At 59.1% G+C, this 15849-nt stretch carries 10 protein-coding genes; 1 reads left to right on the top strand and 9 read right to left on the bottom strand.

Translation table 11 applies throughout. The features are described 5' to 3' along the window. Positions 1-264: 264 nt before the first annotated feature. Positions 265-516: a hypothetical protein gene (locus tag PRZ03_RS08335; RefSeq protein WP_273599855.1), complete on the top strand. Its 252-nt coding sequence runs from the start codon at positions 265-267 to the stop codon at positions 514-516. A gap of 25 nt (positions 517-541) precedes the next feature. Here the strand turns inward: PRZ03_RS08335 and PRZ03_RS08330 are convergent, their stop codons facing one another. The 9 genes from PRZ03_RS08330 to PRZ03_RS08290 form a co-directional block, all read right to left on the bottom strand. Then, on the bottom strand, positions 542-2008 hold the full coding sequence (locus tag PRZ03_RS08330; protein WP_273599853.1) for a glutamate synthase subunit beta: 1467 nt from the start codon (positions 2006-2008) through the stop codon (positions 542-544). A 10-nt stretch (positions 2009-2018) separates the two neighbouring features. Continuing rightward, positions 2019-6830 (bottom strand): glutamate synthase-related protein, encoded by a 4812-nt coding sequence (locus tag PRZ03_RS08325; RefSeq protein WP_273599850.1) that lies wholly within the window; start codon positions 6828-6830, stop codon positions 2019-2021. Positions 6831-6947: 117 nt separating this feature from the next. Continuing rightward, positions 6948-7670 (bottom strand): transposase, encoded by a 723-nt coding sequence (locus PRZ03_RS08320; RefSeq protein WP_273599848.1) that lies wholly within the window; start codon positions 7668-7670, stop codon positions 6948-6950. Between the two features lie 69 nt (positions 7671-7739). After that, positions 7740-8894, bottom strand: a complete 1155-nt coding sequence (locus PRZ03_RS08315; protein WP_273599846.1) for a deoxyguanosinetriphosphate triphosphohydrolase — start codon at positions 8892-8894, stop codon at positions 7740-7742. A gap of 10 nt (positions 8895-8904) precedes the next feature. Beyond that, positions 8905-10026: a 3-dehydroquinate synthase gene (gene aroB / locus PRZ03_RS08310; protein WP_273599845.1), complete on the bottom strand. Its 1122-nt coding sequence runs from the start codon at positions 10024-10026 to the stop codon at positions 8905-8907. A gap of 57 nt (positions 10027-10083) precedes the next feature. Then, entirely contained in the window at positions 10084-10644 is a 561-nt protein-coding gene (locus PRZ03_RS08305) for a shikimate kinase (protein WP_273599843.1), read from the bottom strand. 17 nt (positions 10645-10661) lie between these two features. Beyond that, the gene (locus PRZ03_RS08300; protein ID WP_273599841.1) at positions 10662-13097 is read right to left on the bottom strand and encodes an Ig-like domain-containing protein; all 2436 of its coding nucleotides are present in this window, start codon (positions 13095-13097) and stop codon (positions 10662-10664) included. Positions 13098-13162: 65 nt separating this feature from the next. After that, the gene (gene pilQ, locus PRZ03_RS08295) at positions 13163-15349 is read right to left on the bottom strand and encodes a type IV pilus secretin PilQ (protein ID WP_273599839.1); all 2187 of its coding nucleotides are present in this window, start codon (positions 15347-15349) and stop codon (positions 13163-13165) included. Then, positions 15346-15849, bottom strand: coding sequence for a pilus assembly protein PilP (locus PRZ03_RS08290; RefSeq protein WP_273600074.1), 504 nt, complete (start codon positions 15847-15849; stop codon positions 15346-15348). The genes pilQ and PRZ03_RS08290 overlap by 4 nt, the downstream gene beginning before the upstream one ends.

The raw sequence follows: 15849 nt of genomic DNA, 5'->3' as shown, positions 1-15849 counted from the left end.
TTGCTGCCGCCACCGCAAGGCCTGCAGCTTCAAGCGCATACCGCGCCTGAACCTGGGGCGACTAACTCGAAGAATGAGCGGCCGGCTCCCGCAGAAACCATCCAAGCCCAGGCAAGCGATACAACACAGGCTGCCGAGCTTGACAGCTGGCCTGTGCTGCTGACCGCCGAACAAGATCAGGTCCTGATCGCATATCCCGATGCGCCGCTGCCTGGTGGGCGCCTACGCTTGCGGGTCTTGGTTGGCCTTGATGCCACTGGAGCCATGAGCTCCATTGAAACCTTGGCCCTGCCACCTGCACTGCGCGACGCGCGCGCCGGAGATCAGGTCTACGAGCCCTTCGTCACCGCCGTCAAGGACGGACTGGCCACAGCACGGTTTGCACCCGGCATGGCAGGGCAAGTAGCTCAAAGCGCACGCCTATGTCTTGAAGTGCTGTTCGTGGAACAGCAGGCGGTGGACATCCGCCCGCTGGAACCTGCGATTGCGACTACGCAGCGCTGTTTGTCGGAATAGCCCTATTGGCTAAACAAAACGCCCATCAACGCGGCAAGTCGCTCCCGCCCATCAGGAACTCATCGACCGCTCGCGCCGCTTGGCGGCCTTCGCGGATCGCCCAGACCACCAGGGACTGACCGCGCCGCATATCGCCGGCGGCAAAAACCTTGTCCACATTGGTCTTGTAACCGCCTGTGAAGTCGGTGGTGGCCTTGGCGTTGCCGCGGGCGTCTTTGTTGACGCCAAAAGCATCCAGCACGGTCGCCACCGGCGATACAAAACCCATGGCCAAGAAGACCAGATCGGCTTTGATGACTTGCTCGGAGCCGGCCACTTCAACCATCTTGCCGCCCTGCCATTCGACCCGCACGGTCTTGACGCCGGTCAGCTTGCCTTTCTCACCCAAGAATTCCTTGGTCGAGATCGCGAACTCGCGCTCGCAGCCTTCTTCGTGGCTGCTGGAGGTGCGCAGCTTGAGCGGCCAGTAAGGCCAAGTCATGGACCGGTCCTCTTCTGCAGGCGGCTGCGGCATCACCTCGAACTGGGTGACGCTCTTGGCACCATGGCGGTTGCTCGTTCCCACGCAGTCGCTGCCAGTGTCTCCGCCGCCGATGACGACGACATGCTTGCCGTCGGCGCGCAGTTGACCTTTCAACTTGTCGCCGGCATTGACCTTGTTCTGCTGCGGCAGGAACTCCATCGCGAAATGGATGCCGCTCAGCTCACGGCCGGGCATGGGCAAGTCGCGCGAATTTTCGGCGCCGCCGGTCAGCAGCACGGCGTCGAATTGCGCCTTCAGCTCGTCAGGGCTGATGCTTTCCTTGGCCCAGTTGGTGACTTTGGAGTCTGCAGGCAGCGTGCCGACCAGCACGCCGGTTCGGAAAACCACGCCTTCGGCCTCCATCTGCGCAACGCGGCGGTCGATGTGGCTCTTCTCCATCTTGAAGTCGGGGATGCCGTAACGCAGCAGGCCGCCGACGCGGTCGTTCTTCTCGAACAGCGTCACGCTATGGCCGGCGCGCGCCAACTGCTGGGCTGCGGCCATGCCGGCCGGGCCGGAGCCGACGATGGCCACGGTCTTGCCCGTCTTGACCTTGGGCAGCACTGGCTTGACCCAGCCCTCAGACCAGGCGCGGTCAATGATGGCGTGCTCGATCGACTTGATCCCGACCGCGTCATCATTGACGTTCAGCGTGCAGGCAGCCTCGCAAGGTGCGGGGCAGATGCGGCCGGTGAACTCGGGGAAGTTGTTGGTGCTGTGCAGCACGGTGATGGCGTTAGCCCAGTCGCCTTGATAGACCAGATCGTTGAAGTCCGGAATGATGTTGTTGACCGGGCAGCCGCTGTTGCAAAACGGCGTGCCGCAATCCATGCAGCGCGCACTTTGCAGCTTGGCCTGATCGGCGCTCAAGCCGATGACGAATTCTTTGTAATTCTTGACGCGCGCACTGACAGGCTCATAGCCCTCTTCCAGACGCTCGATTTCCATGAAACCGGTGATTTTTCCCATGACTTTCCCCTTAGGCCTTGACTGGCTTGCTTGCAGGCGCTTTGGCTTGCTCAATGGTTTCGACTGTTTGCTTGGCGGCATGCATCTCGCCCAAAGCGCGGCGGTATTCATGCGGGAACACCTTGACGAACTTGGCGCGTGAATCGGCCCAATGGTCCAGCAGATCACGGGCGCGCTGGCTGCCGGTCCAACGGTGGTGGTCTTCCAGCATCTTCTTCAGGATGGCCTCGTCGGTCTGAGCCGGCGCTTCGCCCAGGTGGTGCCAGACTGCGCGGTCGACCGTGGCTTCTTGCTCGGCGGCGGGCAGCAGTTTGTCGAGCGCCACCATGGATGGGTTGCAACGCTTGGCGAACAAGCCGTCCTCGTCATACACATAGGCGATGCCGCCACTCATGCCAGCAGCGAAGTTGCGGCCGGTCTTGCCCAAGACGACGACGGTGCCGCCGGTCATGTATTCACAACCATGATCGCCAGTCCCTTCGACCACCGCCGAGGCGCCCGACAGGCGAACCGCAAAGCGCTCGCCGGCCACACCACGGAAGAATGCCTCACCGCGCGTCGCACCGTACAAGACGGTGTTGCCGACGATGATGTTCTTGGTCGCATCGCCCCGGAAGTCGATGCTGGGGCGAACCACCACGCGGCCGCCCGACAGACCCTTGCCGGTGTAGTCGTTCGCGTCACCAATCAAGTAGAAGGTAATGCCCTGGGCCAGGAAGGCGCCGTAGCTCTGGCCGCCGGTGCCTTCCATCTGGATGAAGATGGTGTGGTCCGGCAAGCCTTCGGGGCGGCGGCGAATCAGCTCGCCCGACAGCATGGCGCCGACGGTGCGGCGCACATTCGTCACCTCTTGCATGAACTGGACCTTCTCGCCCTTCTCGAAGGCAGGCAAGCACTTCTCGATCAGCTTGACGTCAAGCGCGCGCTCTAGGCCATGGTCTTGCACATCGTTGTGGATGCGCGCGACGTCCAGCGCCAGCGCGGGCCGGTGGAAGACGCGGCTGAAGTCCAGTCCCTTGGCCTTCCAGTGCGAGATGCCCTTTTTAGTGTCCAGCAGGTCGCTGCGGCCGATCAACTCATCGAACTTGCGCATGCCCAGCTGAGCCATGATTTGACGCGCTTCTTCGGCGATGAAGAAGAAGAAGTTGACGACATGCTCGGGCTTGCCAGTGAACTTGGCGCGCAGGACAGGGTCTTGCGTGGCGACGCCGACCGGGCAGGTGTTCAGATGGCATTTGCGCATCATGATGCAACCTTCGGCCACCAGCGGCGCGGTGGCGAAGCCGAACTCGTCGGCACCCAAGAGCGCACCGATCACGACGTCACGGCCGGTCTTCATCTGACCATCGGCCTGCACACGCACACGGCCGCGCAGACGGTTCAAGACCAGGGTCTGCTGCGTTTCGGCCAAGCCCAACTCCCAAGGCGTGCCGGCATGCTTGATCGAGGACCAAGGCGATGCGCCGGTGCCGCCGTCATGGCCGGCGATCACCAGGTGATCGGCCTTGGCCTTGGTGACGCCCGCAGCAATCGTGCCTACGCCGACTTCAGACACCAGCTTGACCGACACATCGGCGCGTGGGTTGACGTTCTTCAGATCGTGAATCAGCTGCGCCAAGTCCTCGATCGAATAGATGTCATGGTGCGGCGGCGGCGAAATCAAGCCCACGCCCGGCACCGAGTAACGCAACATGCCGATGTACTCGCTCACCTTGCCGCCAGGCAGTTGGCCGCCCTCGCCTGGCTTGGCGCCTTGCGCCATCTTGATCTGGATCTGATCGGCGCTGACCAAGTATTCGGTCGTCACCCCGAAGCGGCCGGACGCGACCTGCTTGATCTTGGAGCGCAGCGAATCGCCTTCCTTGAGCTCGTAATCAACCGCGATGACCTTGTTGCCGATCACGTCGGACACCTTGGTGCCGGCAACGATCTTGATGCCCTTCAGCTCATTGCGATAACGCGCAGGATCCTCGCCACCTTCGCCGGTATTGCTTTTTCCCCCGATGCGGTTCATCGCCACGGCCAAAGTAGCATGCGCCTCGGTGCTGATCGAGCCCAAGGACATCGCGCCTGTGGCGAAACGCTTGACGATTTCTTTCGCCGACTCAACTTCGTCCAGCGGTATCGCCTTGCTCGGATCGAACTTGAACTCGAACAGGCCGCGCAAGGTCATGTGACGCTTGCTCTGGTCATTGATGATTTGCGCGTATTCCTTGTAGGTGTCGAACTTGCCGCTGCGGGCGCTGTGTTGCAGCTTGGCGATCGCGTCCGGCGTCCACATATGTTCTTCACCGCGCGCGCGCCAGGCGTACTCGCCGCCTGCGTCCAGCATGCTGTCCAGCACCGGGTCATCGCCGTAAGCGGCGCGGTGCAAGCGAATCGCTTCTTCGGCCACCTCGAACACGCCGATGCCGCCGACCTGCGTCGGTGTGCCGCGGAAGTACTTCTCGACGAAGTCACTCTTCAGGCCGATGGCCTCGAAGATCTGCGCGCCGCAGTAAGACATATAGGTCGAGATGCCCATCTTGGACATGATCTTGGACAGGCCCTTGCCGATGCCCTTGATGTAGTTGTAGATGGCTTTGTCGGCCGACAGATCGCCAGGCAAACCGGCAGCGATCTCGCTCAGCGTTTCCAGCGCGAGGTAAGGGTGAACCGCCTCGGCACCGAAGCCAGCCAGCACGGCAAAGTGATGCACCTCGCGGGCGCTGCCGGTTTCAACTACCAAACCGGCTGTCGTACGGCGGCCTTCGCGCACCAAGTGGTGATGGATGGCGGACAGCGCCAGCAAAGCAGGGATAGCCACCCGGCTCTCGCTCAAACCACGGTCGGTGATGATGAGGATGTTGTGGCCGCTCTTGATCGCGTCGACCGACTCGGCGCAAAGCGAAGCGAGCTGCGCCTCGACGCCTTCATGGCCCCAGGCGAGTGGATAAGTGATGTCCAGCTCATAGGGCTTGAACTTCCCGTGGGTATGCGCTTCGATCTGACGCAGGCGCGCCATGTCCTTGAAGTCCAGCACCGGCTGCGACACTTCCAGGCGCATCGGCGGGTTGACCGCATTGATGTCCAGCAGATTCGGCTTTGGGCCGATGAAGCTGTTCAGCGACATCACGATCGCTTCGCGGATCGGGTCGATAGGCGGGTTGGTGACCTGGGCGAACAACTGTTTGAAGTAGTTGAACAGCGGCTTGTCCTTGGATGACAAGACGGCCAAGGGCGAGTCATTGCCCATGGAGCCCAGCGCTTCCTCGCCGTTGATGGCCATAGGCGCCATCAAGAACTTGATGTCTTCCTGCGTGAAGCCAAAGGCTTGCTGACGGTCCAAGAGCGTCGACTCAAAGGCGACCGGCTTGGCGTCAAGCACCGCGATGTCGTCGAGCTTGACGCGCACGTTCTCGATCCACTGCCGATAAGGACGGGCGTTAGCGTATTGGTTCTTCAGCTCTTCGTCGTCAATGATGCGGCCCTGTTCCAGGTCGATCAGGAACATCTTGCCGGGCTGCAGGCGCCATTTCTTGACGATCTTGTTCTCAGGGATGGGCAGCACGCCGCTCTCGGACGCGAGGATGACCAAGTCGTCATCGGTGATGCAGTAGCGCGCCGGACGCAGGCCATTGCGGTCGAGCGCGGCGCAGACTTGGCGGCCGTCGGTGAAGACCATGGCGGCCGGGCCGTCCCAGGGTTCCATCATCGCGGCGTGGTATTCATAGAACGCACGGCGACGCTGATCCATCATCTCGTGCTGTTCCCAAGCTTCCGGGATCATCATCATGGCGGCGTGCGCCAGCGGATAGCCGGCCATGGTCAACAACTCGATTGCGTTGTCGAAGGTCGCTGTGTCGGACTGGTGCTCGAAGCTGATCGGGTAGAGCTTGTCCAGATCGTCACCCAGCACCGGCGACTTCATCACGCCTTCACGGGCGCGCATCCAGTTGAAGTTGCCCTTGACCGTATTGATCTCACCGTTGTGGGCGACCATGCGGTATGGGTGGGCGAGTGGCCACTCGGGGAAGGTATTGGTCGAGAAGCGCTGGTGAACCAGCGCGATGGCGGAAACCACGCGCGGGTCGGCCAGGTCTTTGTAGTAACTGCCGACTTGGTCGGCCAGCAAGAGGCCTTTGTAAATGATGGTGCGGCAGCTCATGCTGGGCACGTAGTACTCGCGGCTGTGGGTCAGTTGCAGCGCCTGGATGGCGCTGCTGGCAGTCTTGCGGATGACGTAGAGCTTGCGCTCCAAGGCGTCGGGAACAATGATGTCCGGGCCACGGCCGATGAAGATTTGCCGAATGATGGGCTCTTTGGCGCGCACGGTCGGCGACATCGGCATTTCGGCATCAACCGGCACATCGCGCCAGCCCAGCAAGACCTGACCTTCGGCCTTGATCGCGCGGGCCAATTCTTGTTCGCAAGCCAAGCGCGACGCATGCTCCTTGGGCAGGAAGATCATGCCGACGCCGTATTCGCCGGGGGGTGGCAGTTCCACGCCCACCGATCCATCGGGGCCTGTGCCGGCGCGGGCCATCTCGGCACGGAAGTACTCATCCGGGATCTGGATCAAGATGCCGGCGCCGTCCCCCATCAGCTTGTCGGCACCAACCGCGCCCCGGTGATCGAGGTTTTCAAGGATCTTCAGGCCTTGCTGAACAATCGAGTGCGCCTTCTGGCCCTTGATGTGCGCCACAAAGCCGAGACCGCAAGCGTCCTTCTCGTTCTGTGGCCGGTACAGGCCATGGGCGGCCAAATCTTGCTTTTCAGCTTGTTGCTGCACAAGCGCTTGCGTTTGCTGCAATGCTGCTTCGGCCTGGGTCGATCGGGTCATGGCGCGGTCCTCGGTAATCCATTACGGCCCGAAGGTTACTGCAGCGCAGCAAAGTCATCAAGTCAAATTAAATAGGGTCAGGTTCATTTAATTTTCAAAACACACCAGCAACCCCATTTAAATAGGGTCAGGTTGATTTAATTCGGCTTCCGATTGAGTTTTTCTAGGGCGGCCGCGGGGCCTGAGCACAAGCGGCAACAAGGTCTTGTCGGCCAAACTCTTCAAAAATTCTGCCGAACCGATGGGCCTCCCCTTCATCGCCGAATCATGGAACTGCAGGCGCTCTGGCTCGGGCAACCCTTGATCCAGCAACTCCCGATAAGCCAGTTCACGTTCGAACGGCGTGTTGCCCAGGGACCAGAATAAGGCATGGTCATTGATCAAAGGATCGCTGCGCCGCCCCAAATGATGGGCGCAACTGGACCAGGGGTAGGCCTCGGAGCTTGCGCACATGCCAGCCCGCACCGGATTCAGTTCGATATAGCGCATGCAGGCCATCAAGTAGCGCTCGCTATCGATCAAGGCAGCCCGGAAGCGCCCTTCCCACAGCGTGCCGCTGCGGCCGTACTTGTGATTGAACCAGACCACGTAGCGGCGCCCGAGCGCCTGCATCATCTGGCTAATGCCCTGATCCACCTCGGGCGTCGCCAGCAAATGAAGGTGGTTGTCCATCAACACATAGGCGTGAATCGCCACCTTTTGCGTCGCAGCGCACTCATGCAGTTGATTCAAATAATGTTGGCGATCCGCATCGTCGAGAACGATGGGCTGATGATTGTTACCGCGCTGAATGACGTGGTGCGCCTGCCCGGCAAGCATGAGGCGAGGGAGTCTGGCCATGGGGATCCGCCCGGCTGAGGGGGCGCAATAAATGAACCTGACCCCATTTTAAAGTCCTGCTAGGACTTGCTAGAACAAGGACTGCCCAGTCAATCGGTGGTGCTCTCTGATCGCAAAGCGATCTGTCATGCCAGCGATGTAGTCGGCACAAGCGCGCGGTAGGTCGCTTTGATCGATTTCTTGCAGATACTCGGCCGGCATTTGCTGCGGGTCGGCTGCGTAGATGCCGAACAGGTCGCGCAGCACTTGTTCGGCGCGATGCCGGGTGGACTGAACCTGGCTATGCCGGTACAGCTGTGCGAACAAAAAACGCTTCAGCTCGGTGCTGGCGGCGCGCATTTCGGTGCTGAAGCGCAGCAGCGGGCCAGCCCCGCGTACCGCCTGAACATCTGCCGGCGCCAGGTCCACCAAGACCGCAGTGGTGGCGTCAATGATGTCGTACACCTGCGCGGAGAGCATGCGCCGAATGGTCTCAGCCAGCAGTCGCTTGCCCTTCAAGCCAGGGTAGGCCTGCAACGCCTCGCGCAAATAGGTCTGAACCAGTGGTACTGTTTCCAACTGTTCCAAAGCCAACAAGCCCGAGCGCACACCATCGTCAATATCGTGAGCGTTGTAAGCGACTTCATCGGCCAAATTGCAGAGTTGCGCCTCCAAACTCGGTTGTTGGCCGAGCAAGAAACGCTCACCCACCCCACCCGGCTCGGCCGCCTCCAACAACAGTGCATTGCGACGTGCGCAATGTTTCAAAATACCTTCACGGGTTTCAAAACACAGATTGAGGCCGTCAAACGCCGGGTAACGCTGCTCCAACTTATCCACAACGCGCAGCGACTGCAGATTGTGCTCGAAGCCACCGTGGGCCTTCATGCATTCGTCAAGTACATCCTGCCCGGCGTGGCCAAACGGCGTGTGACCCAGGTCATGCGCCAAGGCAATGGCCTCGATCAAGTCCTCGTCCAGGCGCAAGCTGCGGCCAATTGAGCGACCCAGTTGGGCCACCTCTAACGAATGGGTCAGACGGGTGCGAAACAGATCGCCCTCGTGATTCAGAAACACCTGCGTCTTGTAGACGAGGCGCCTGAATGCGGTGCTGTGGATGATGCGATCCCGGTCGCGCTGGAATTCGCTGCGCGTTGGTGCTGGCGTCTCGTAGACTCGGCGCCCGCGGCTGCGCGCAGGGTCGCAGGCATAAGGCGCGAGTTGAGGCACAAGCACTGCGGGCATACCCAGGTAGTCAGGCAACGTGGCTGGCCAATACCTGCGCCACCAAGTCATCGGGCGCCGCATGCATGCCGGCCTTGCCCAGCCCTTCAGGCAAAACGAAGCGAATCGCCCCACCCTCGGCCTTTTTGTCGACCCGCATCAACTCCAGATAACGCTGCGCACCCAAAGCAGGCCCGACAACTGGCAGCCCAGCGCGTTCAATCAGCGTGCGCATACGCGGCAAAAACTCACCCGGCATCAAGCCCAAACGCACAGCCAAATCGCTCGCCATCACCATGCCGCAGCCAACCGCCTCGCCGTGCAGCCATTCGCCATAACCGAGACCGGTTTCGATGGCATGGCCAAAGGTATGCCCGAAATTGAGAACGGCCCGCAACCCCTGCTCGCGCTCGTCCTGCCCCACCACCCAAGCCTTGATCTCGCAGCAGCGCTTGACGGCATAGGCCAGCGCCGACTTGTCGCGCGCAAGCAAGGCGTCAAGATTCAGCTCAATCCATGCCAAAAAAGCGGCGTCGGCAATCGGCCCGTACTTGATGACCTCGGCCAAACCCGCCGACAACTCACGCTGCGGCAAGCTGTCCAAGGTATCCAGATCGGCAATCACACGCGCCGGCTGATAAAACGCGCCAAGCATATTCTTGCCCAGCGGATGGTTGATCGCGGTCTTGCCGCCGACCGAAGAATCAACCTGCGCCAACAAGGTCGTCGGCACTTGGACAAAAGGCACGCCACGCATATAAACCGAGGCCGCAAAGCCGGTCATATCGCCAATCACGCCGCCGCCGAGTGCAAACAGCACGGTTTTTCGGTCGGACGCGGTCTCAAGCAGGTGATCGAAGATCAGGTTCAGAGATGCCCAATCCTTGTAGCGTTCGCCGTCGGGCAGAAGCACGGTTTCCACGCGCGCATATTGCGCAGCCAGACGCAGCTGTAAACGCGCCAGATAGAGCGGCGCAACGGTCTCATTGCTGACAATCAAGGCCGCAGCGGCCTTGGGCAGGCCCTCCCAAGCTGCAGCCTCATCCAGCAGGCCTGCACCGATAAGAATGTCATAGCCTCGCTGCCCCTCATCAAGAGCGATAGGAACAATCTGAGGCTGAACTGCGAAAGAAGGGGTCTTGGGGGCTGTCATAGCGACAAGTGTACGGGGCGAGGAGCACTCACACGGCTGACGATCAAGGAACCCCCATCAATGCTTTTCCGCCCCCACCGTGGCGGCTACTCGGCCAGGGTCCACCAGACCCGCCAACTCCAACTGCATCAGCGCCATATTGACGAGACCGTTGACCGAGGGACGGCCGGTTTCCAGCACGAAATGAGCGCAACGTCGATAGAGTGGATTGCGCTGCAAATAGAGCTCTCGCAACTTCGCCAGCGGATCGCGCACCTGCAGCAGCGGGCGCTGGGTGTCGTGGCGCAAGCGCCGAAAAAGCTCTTCCGGCGTGGAGCGCAAATACAAGACCGTGGAATGCCGGCGCAGCAAATCGCGATTGGCATCGCGCAGAACAATCCCCCCGCCGGTGGCCAAGACAAACTCGCCCTCCCGGGCGAGTATCTCGCTCAGCACTTCAGACTCGATGTCCCTGAAGGCCGCCTCGCCCGAGCGGTCGAAAAAGCTGCGAATAGCCTCGCCCAGCCGGGCTTCAATTTCAGCATCGGTATCGACAAAGCGCATGCCCAACTGGCGCGCCAAAGCACGACCGACGGTGGATTTGCCACCGCCGGGCATGCCGACGAGAGAGATGATCAAACGACTAATCCCGCAAACTACTTCTTGCTGAAGCAACCGGCGCCGATCGGAACCAAAGGATCGGTCGAACTATTGACATAACCGGACGTATCAATCCCGTATGGGCTGATTTGAAACGCTGGTGCGCTCTCATTCTTGATCGCAGCAGTCAATGTCGGCAACCAGCGCTCTTCATAGCGACCATACCAAGCTGGTGGACTCAGTACACCGGGCGCACTGACCTTAATCATATACCGAACCCAAGAGGCCATACTTTTTGGATATTCAATCCTCAAAGTCGCCAAACCGTTCTTATCGGTTTTTGTACTACCTTCCAAAGCAACTGAAACATCTGATTTTCGAGGATCAAGCTGGAGATTTCCGTTGATATCCTCACCCGCCTCAAGGGTGCCATTTCTTGCTCCATCAGGATCCAGTCTATCTTCATTTGGGCACTGCAGAAATATAGGCACGAATGTCAAATCCAGCGGAATGCCCCATTTCTTACTGGTCCCATCATATACATAGTAGCCCTTGCCATAACCCAATAAGTCAACGACCGGTGTAACCTGGACATCCGACTTAGGGTTACCCGCCGAGTCAACAACCAGCACGGTGAACTTGGCAATATAGGTCAAACCGGCATCACCAATCGTGAGTACATCATCGCCGCCGATAGAGATTGAAACGGGCGTCTCGACTATGGTCAAGTTCACCGGATTTATCGCGAGGCCGTTCAGACAACCACTCGCCGTCGTACCCAGATCGTCTGTTCTTCCATAACAACCTTGAATCTTTACGCCCTCGGTCGGGCTAGCGCGCTCTCCGGGAATGAAGCTCAATGTAACCAAACCATTCTTATCCGACAACAATGGCGGATCACTCTCACTCACGCTAAAACGCCCATCGGTCGAACTATTATTCGCACCCAATCCAATATGGACACGAACATTCTCAATCGGCGCATTTTTTTCACCGCGGAACAAAATCCTGATCTCGGCTCGATTTACGTCTTTTCCAATCTCGTTGACTTTAACCACCAGGGTATCCATGGTCATGGTTGCCGACAAAATCTTCACTGCCGGATCCAGTGCGGCAGGCTTTGAGGCGACATTAACAAAGGATTCGACCGGAGTATCCCCAGCGCCGCCCACTGCCTTGATCGACATCTTTCCGTTGCCCTCGGCCTTATAGGAATATGTCCACTTGCCTTGCCCATTCGTCACACCACGACCGGTGGCCGCACCTGGGCCCGTGGCGACAATCTCTACGCCATCGATTGGACTGCCATTCACATCCAACAAGCTGTAATCGACCGTGCCCTGCTCACCCACCAAGCGATTAGGTTGATTAACTGTTGCCTGCAGTTTTGCTCCGGTCACACTCAACAAACGAACACCTTTCAGCGTGCCGCTCTCGGCCGACACGGTAATGGTCCGTACGGTGCGATTCGCACCTATGCCCACAGTGGCCCTGACCTCTCCTTTTGCGTCGGTCTTGGTAGAGATTGGCGTGAGCACCGCATCACTATCAACCCGGAAGATTACATCGATGCCTGCCAAAGCATTGCGATTGACGTCAACCGCACGTGCAATCACATCGACCGTTTCGCTGCCGGAGTTATTGATGCTGTTCTTGCTGATGGACAGCGTCAGATCGCTGGCAGTCAAGACGGTGCCTGCCGGAGGATCAACGACATCCACCGTGATGGTGCGCGACACGGTCCCGCTGGTAGCCTTGACGGCAATTGTTCGCTTGGTCTTGATGTTCTGCAGTTTCAAGCGACGCGTCAGTTGCCCGGAACTCACGCTGGTCGTCGTGTTACCTGGATCAAGCACCACCGCATCACCGACATCGACCACTTGCATGGTGACCGCAACGCCGCCAATCGCCGACCGAGCCGCGTCCAGCGTCGTGACTGTGATGCTGGCGTCTTCGGTGCCCGTATTGGGGATAGAGACCTTGTCCACTACGACCGAAAGATCCGCCACGGCACTGCCGGTGACACTGTCCACCACATTGAAACTGAGCTTCTTGCTGACAGTGCCACTCTTGGCCGTCAATGTGACAGTACGACTTGTCTTATCGATCAATGCCACGACGGCAGTTATCTTGGCCGTGGTCTTATCGGTTGTCTTGGCAGAAGGTGTCACGACGGCCCCGGCATCCACTTCAACCGTAACCGGCACTTCTGCGCCAATCAATGCGGCATTGCCTGCTCCGAGCGCCGTGACGGTGTAAGTGACCACCTCCGCGCCAGTATTGGGCACCGTTTGCTTGTCTACCACCAAGGCCAAGTCCACCAAGCTCGATGCCACAGGCGGCGTTACCGGCGTATTGGGATCTTGAAAAATCGGTTTGCCGGCATCTCCGCCGCCACCACCACATGCAGCCAAAACCGCAGCCATAGCCAGGCCCAGCAAAGCTTGCGCACAGCGGTGGCCAAGGCTTTCAAACGTTTTACTGCTACTCATCTCTGCTTACTCCTGCAATGCGCGCATCAATTTCATGCGGCAACTCCCAATTTATTTGTCGCCGTTTATCGAACGGTTGCCCTATCACTGACCACCTTGGGTGTCAGGAAGATCAGCAACTCGGTCTTTATCGACGAGCGCGACTTGGTCTTGAATAGGTTGCCCAGGTATGGCACGTCACCCAGGACCGGCACCTTGGAAATATCATCCCGTTCGTCTTGCGTAAAGATGCCGCCAATCACCACCGTGCCGCCGTTTTCAACCAGAACCGTCGTTTGCACATGCTTGGTGTTGATGGCAAAACCTTGTGGCGTCAAAGTGCCGCGGCTGTCCTTGTTGATGTCCACATTCAGAATCACATTACCCTCGGGCGTGATTTGCGGCGTGACTTCCAGTTTCAGATTTGCCTTGCGGAACTGAATCGAGGTTGCGCCACTGGCCGTGGCCACCTGATAGGGCAGCTCCTCGCCCTGCTCGATCAAGGCCTTGACCTGATCGGCGGTAATGACCCGCGGGCTGGAAATAATCTTGCCCTTGCCGTCGGATTCCAGCGCCGACAGTTCAAGGTTCAAGAAACGATTAGCAGTAGAACTGAACAGCGACAGTGCAAAGTTTGCGGCTGTTGCACCACCGAAAGCGTCAGAGGACACATTGGCTGGCAAGTTGACAAACTGCGTGTTGGCAAAGTTGTTTTCGCCCGTCTGCTTGGTGCTGAATCCAACGCCGTTGTAGTTACCGCCGGCCACCACATATTGATTACCGCCCACATTGCGGCCCGGTATGCCGCCTTGCTGGCCGCGCAAATCATTGAAGCCCAGCTTTACACCCAAAGAGCGGCCGAACTTGTCATCCGCTTCAACAATGCGCGCCTCAATCAAAACCTGCCGCACTGGAATGTCGATCTTGGCAATCATGGCCAGCACTTCTTCCAACTTAGCCGGGATATCGGTCACGAACAATTGATTGGTTCGCGTCTCAAACATCACACTGCCGCGCGGCGACAAGATGCGTGAAGAGTTCTGGCCGCCGGCCCCGCCACCGCTGCTACTGCCGCCCACATTTTGGCCATTCAAACCCTTGGCCACTTCTTCAGCCTTGGTGTAGTTGAGTTGGATGGCTTGCGTGCGCACAGGCTCCAACAGTGAGATCTGGGCGCGAGACTCCAAGTCCAGTTTTTCCTTGGCAGCCAATTCGTCCTTGGGGGCAATCCACAGCACATTGCCGGACTTGCGCAGGCCCAAGCCTTTAGCCTGCATGATGATGTCTAGCGCCTGGTCCCAAGGCACATCTTTCAGGCGCAAGGTCACATTGCCCGTCACCGAGTCACTGGTGACCACATTGAAGTTGGTGAAGTCGGCAATCACCTGCAGCAGCGCGCGTACTTCAATATTCTGAAAGTTCAAGGACAGCTTATCGCCGGCAAAGCCGGGACCGGTCGTCAACTTGTTCGGGTCGAGCTTCTGCGGCCGGAGCTCCAGCACAAACTGGTTGTCGCTTTGGTAGGCGCTGTGTTCCCAAGCACCCTTGGGTTCCACCACCATGCGTACGCGGTCACCCACCTGCGAGGTCGAGATCGTCTGCACCGGGCTGCCGAAATCCGACACATCGAGCTTGCGGCGCAAGCCCTCAGGCAGAGTGGATCGCAAAAACTCCACGACCAAATTCTGACCCTGCTGCTGAATGTCGACGCCGACTTGATTGCTGGGCAGATTGACCACAATGCGGCCCGCATTGTCTTGGCCACGGCGGAAGTCAATATCGCGCAGCAGCTGCGTTTCTGCATTCAAGCTGGCGGCAAAATGAAGCGGCTCGCCTGGGCTCTTGGCCACACCAGGCGCGGACTCCAACACCAGCAACAAAGCATTGTCCTGCAACTCCGCGCGGTAGCCCGAAGCCTGGCGCAGATTCAACACCACCCGCGTGCGATCGCCGGCTTGGGCCACATTGGCAGAGCGCAGATTGCCTTGATTGACCTCCACCAAGGAGCGGCCGATACCGTTCACAACGCCGGGCAAGTCAATAGCGATGCGCGGGGGCGTTTGCACCGTGAAGCCCTTGGGCAACTCGGTCAAGGGCTGCGACATCTCGATGCGCACCACTTCTACGCCCGCTTGTTGCACGCTGTTGATTGAACGAATACTGATTTGAGCCTGCGCCTGCGTCGCCAGCAATACGCTGAACAATGCTGCTACACCTATTCCCAACGCGCGCCAATGGCCCATGCCGAATGTCTCCTGCTGCAATATTTTCATCGTCCCTGCTCCTGAAGCTGGAGGGTACTTGTGCGTTCTACCCATTCACCGGCGGCGTCTTGAACGACCTCGCGCAGCGTGATTTCGGTTTCTGAAATTTTCATCACCCGGCCGAAGTTCAAACCCAGATGCTCACCATCTTTAACGCGGTAAAGCAGGTTGTCGGCTCTCAACAAGGCATAACGCTGCCCTTGGCGCATCATGCTGCCGACCATGGACATGCTGTCCAGCGGATAGGCTTCCAAGGGCTCGCGGCGCCGATTCATTTCAGCGCTGAGTAGAGAATTGGGCTGAGCCGCTTCCTGCTTGATCGCAACACTGAGCTTTTGAGGGCTGTAGGGGTCTACACCGGCCGCGGCCTCATAGGGTTGCGGCAGAAACTTCTTGGGCGGCACAAGGGGTTTGATGGTGGGCTTGGCTTCGCGTTTTTGCTGTTCCATCCATTGGCTCAACTCATCCATATCGGCCGAGCAAGCCACCAACAAACTGCCCAGCAGCAT

Origin of the sequence: Roseateles albus, from assembly GCF_028595345.1 — a bacterium.
Taxonomy (GTDB): Bacteria; Pseudomonadota; Gammaproteobacteria; order Burkholderiales; family Burkholderiaceae_C; genus Paucibacter_A; species Paucibacter_A albus.
This window is presented reverse-complemented; position numbering and strand designations above follow the sequence as displayed.

What these genes read in the sequence shown, in the direction of transcription:
- PRZ03_RS08335 (WP_273599855.1), top strand. Translation starts at nt 265, where the DNA reads ATGAGCTCCATTGAAACCTTGGCCCTGCCACCTGCACTGCGCGACGCG.
- PRZ03_RS08330 (WP_273599853.1), bottom strand. Translation starts at nt 2,008, where the DNA reads ATGGGAAAAATCACCGGTTTCATGGAAATCGAGCGTCTGGAAGAGGGC.
- PRZ03_RS08325 (WP_273599850.1), bottom strand. Translation starts at nt 6,830, where the DNA reads ATGACCCGATCGACCCAGGCCGAAGCAGCATTGCAGCAAACGCAAGCG.
- PRZ03_RS08320 (WP_273599848.1), bottom strand. Translation starts at nt 7,670, where the DNA reads ATGGCCAGACTCCCTCGCCTCATGCTTGCCGGGCAGGCGCACCACGTC.
- PRZ03_RS08315 (WP_273599846.1), bottom strand. Translation starts at nt 8,894, where the DNA reads ATGCCCGCAGTGCTTGTGCCTCAACTCGCGCCTTATGCCTGCGACCCT.
- aroB (WP_273599845.1), bottom strand. Translation starts at nt 10,026, where the DNA reads ATGACAGCCCCCAAGACCCCTTCTTTCGCAGTTCAGCCTCAGATTGTT.
- PRZ03_RS08300 (WP_273599841.1), bottom strand. Translation starts at nt 13,097, where the DNA reads ATGAGTAGCAGTAAAACGTTTGAAAGCCTTGGCCACCGCTGTGCGCAA.
- pilQ (WP_273599839.1), bottom strand. Translation starts at nt 15,349, where the DNA reads ATGAAAATATTGCAGCAGGAGACATTCGGCATGGGCCATTGGCGCGCG.
- PRZ03_RS08290 (WP_273600074.1), bottom strand. Translation starts at nt 15,849, where the DNA reads ATGCTGCTGGGCAGTTTGTTGGTGGCTTGCTCGGCCGATATGGATGAG.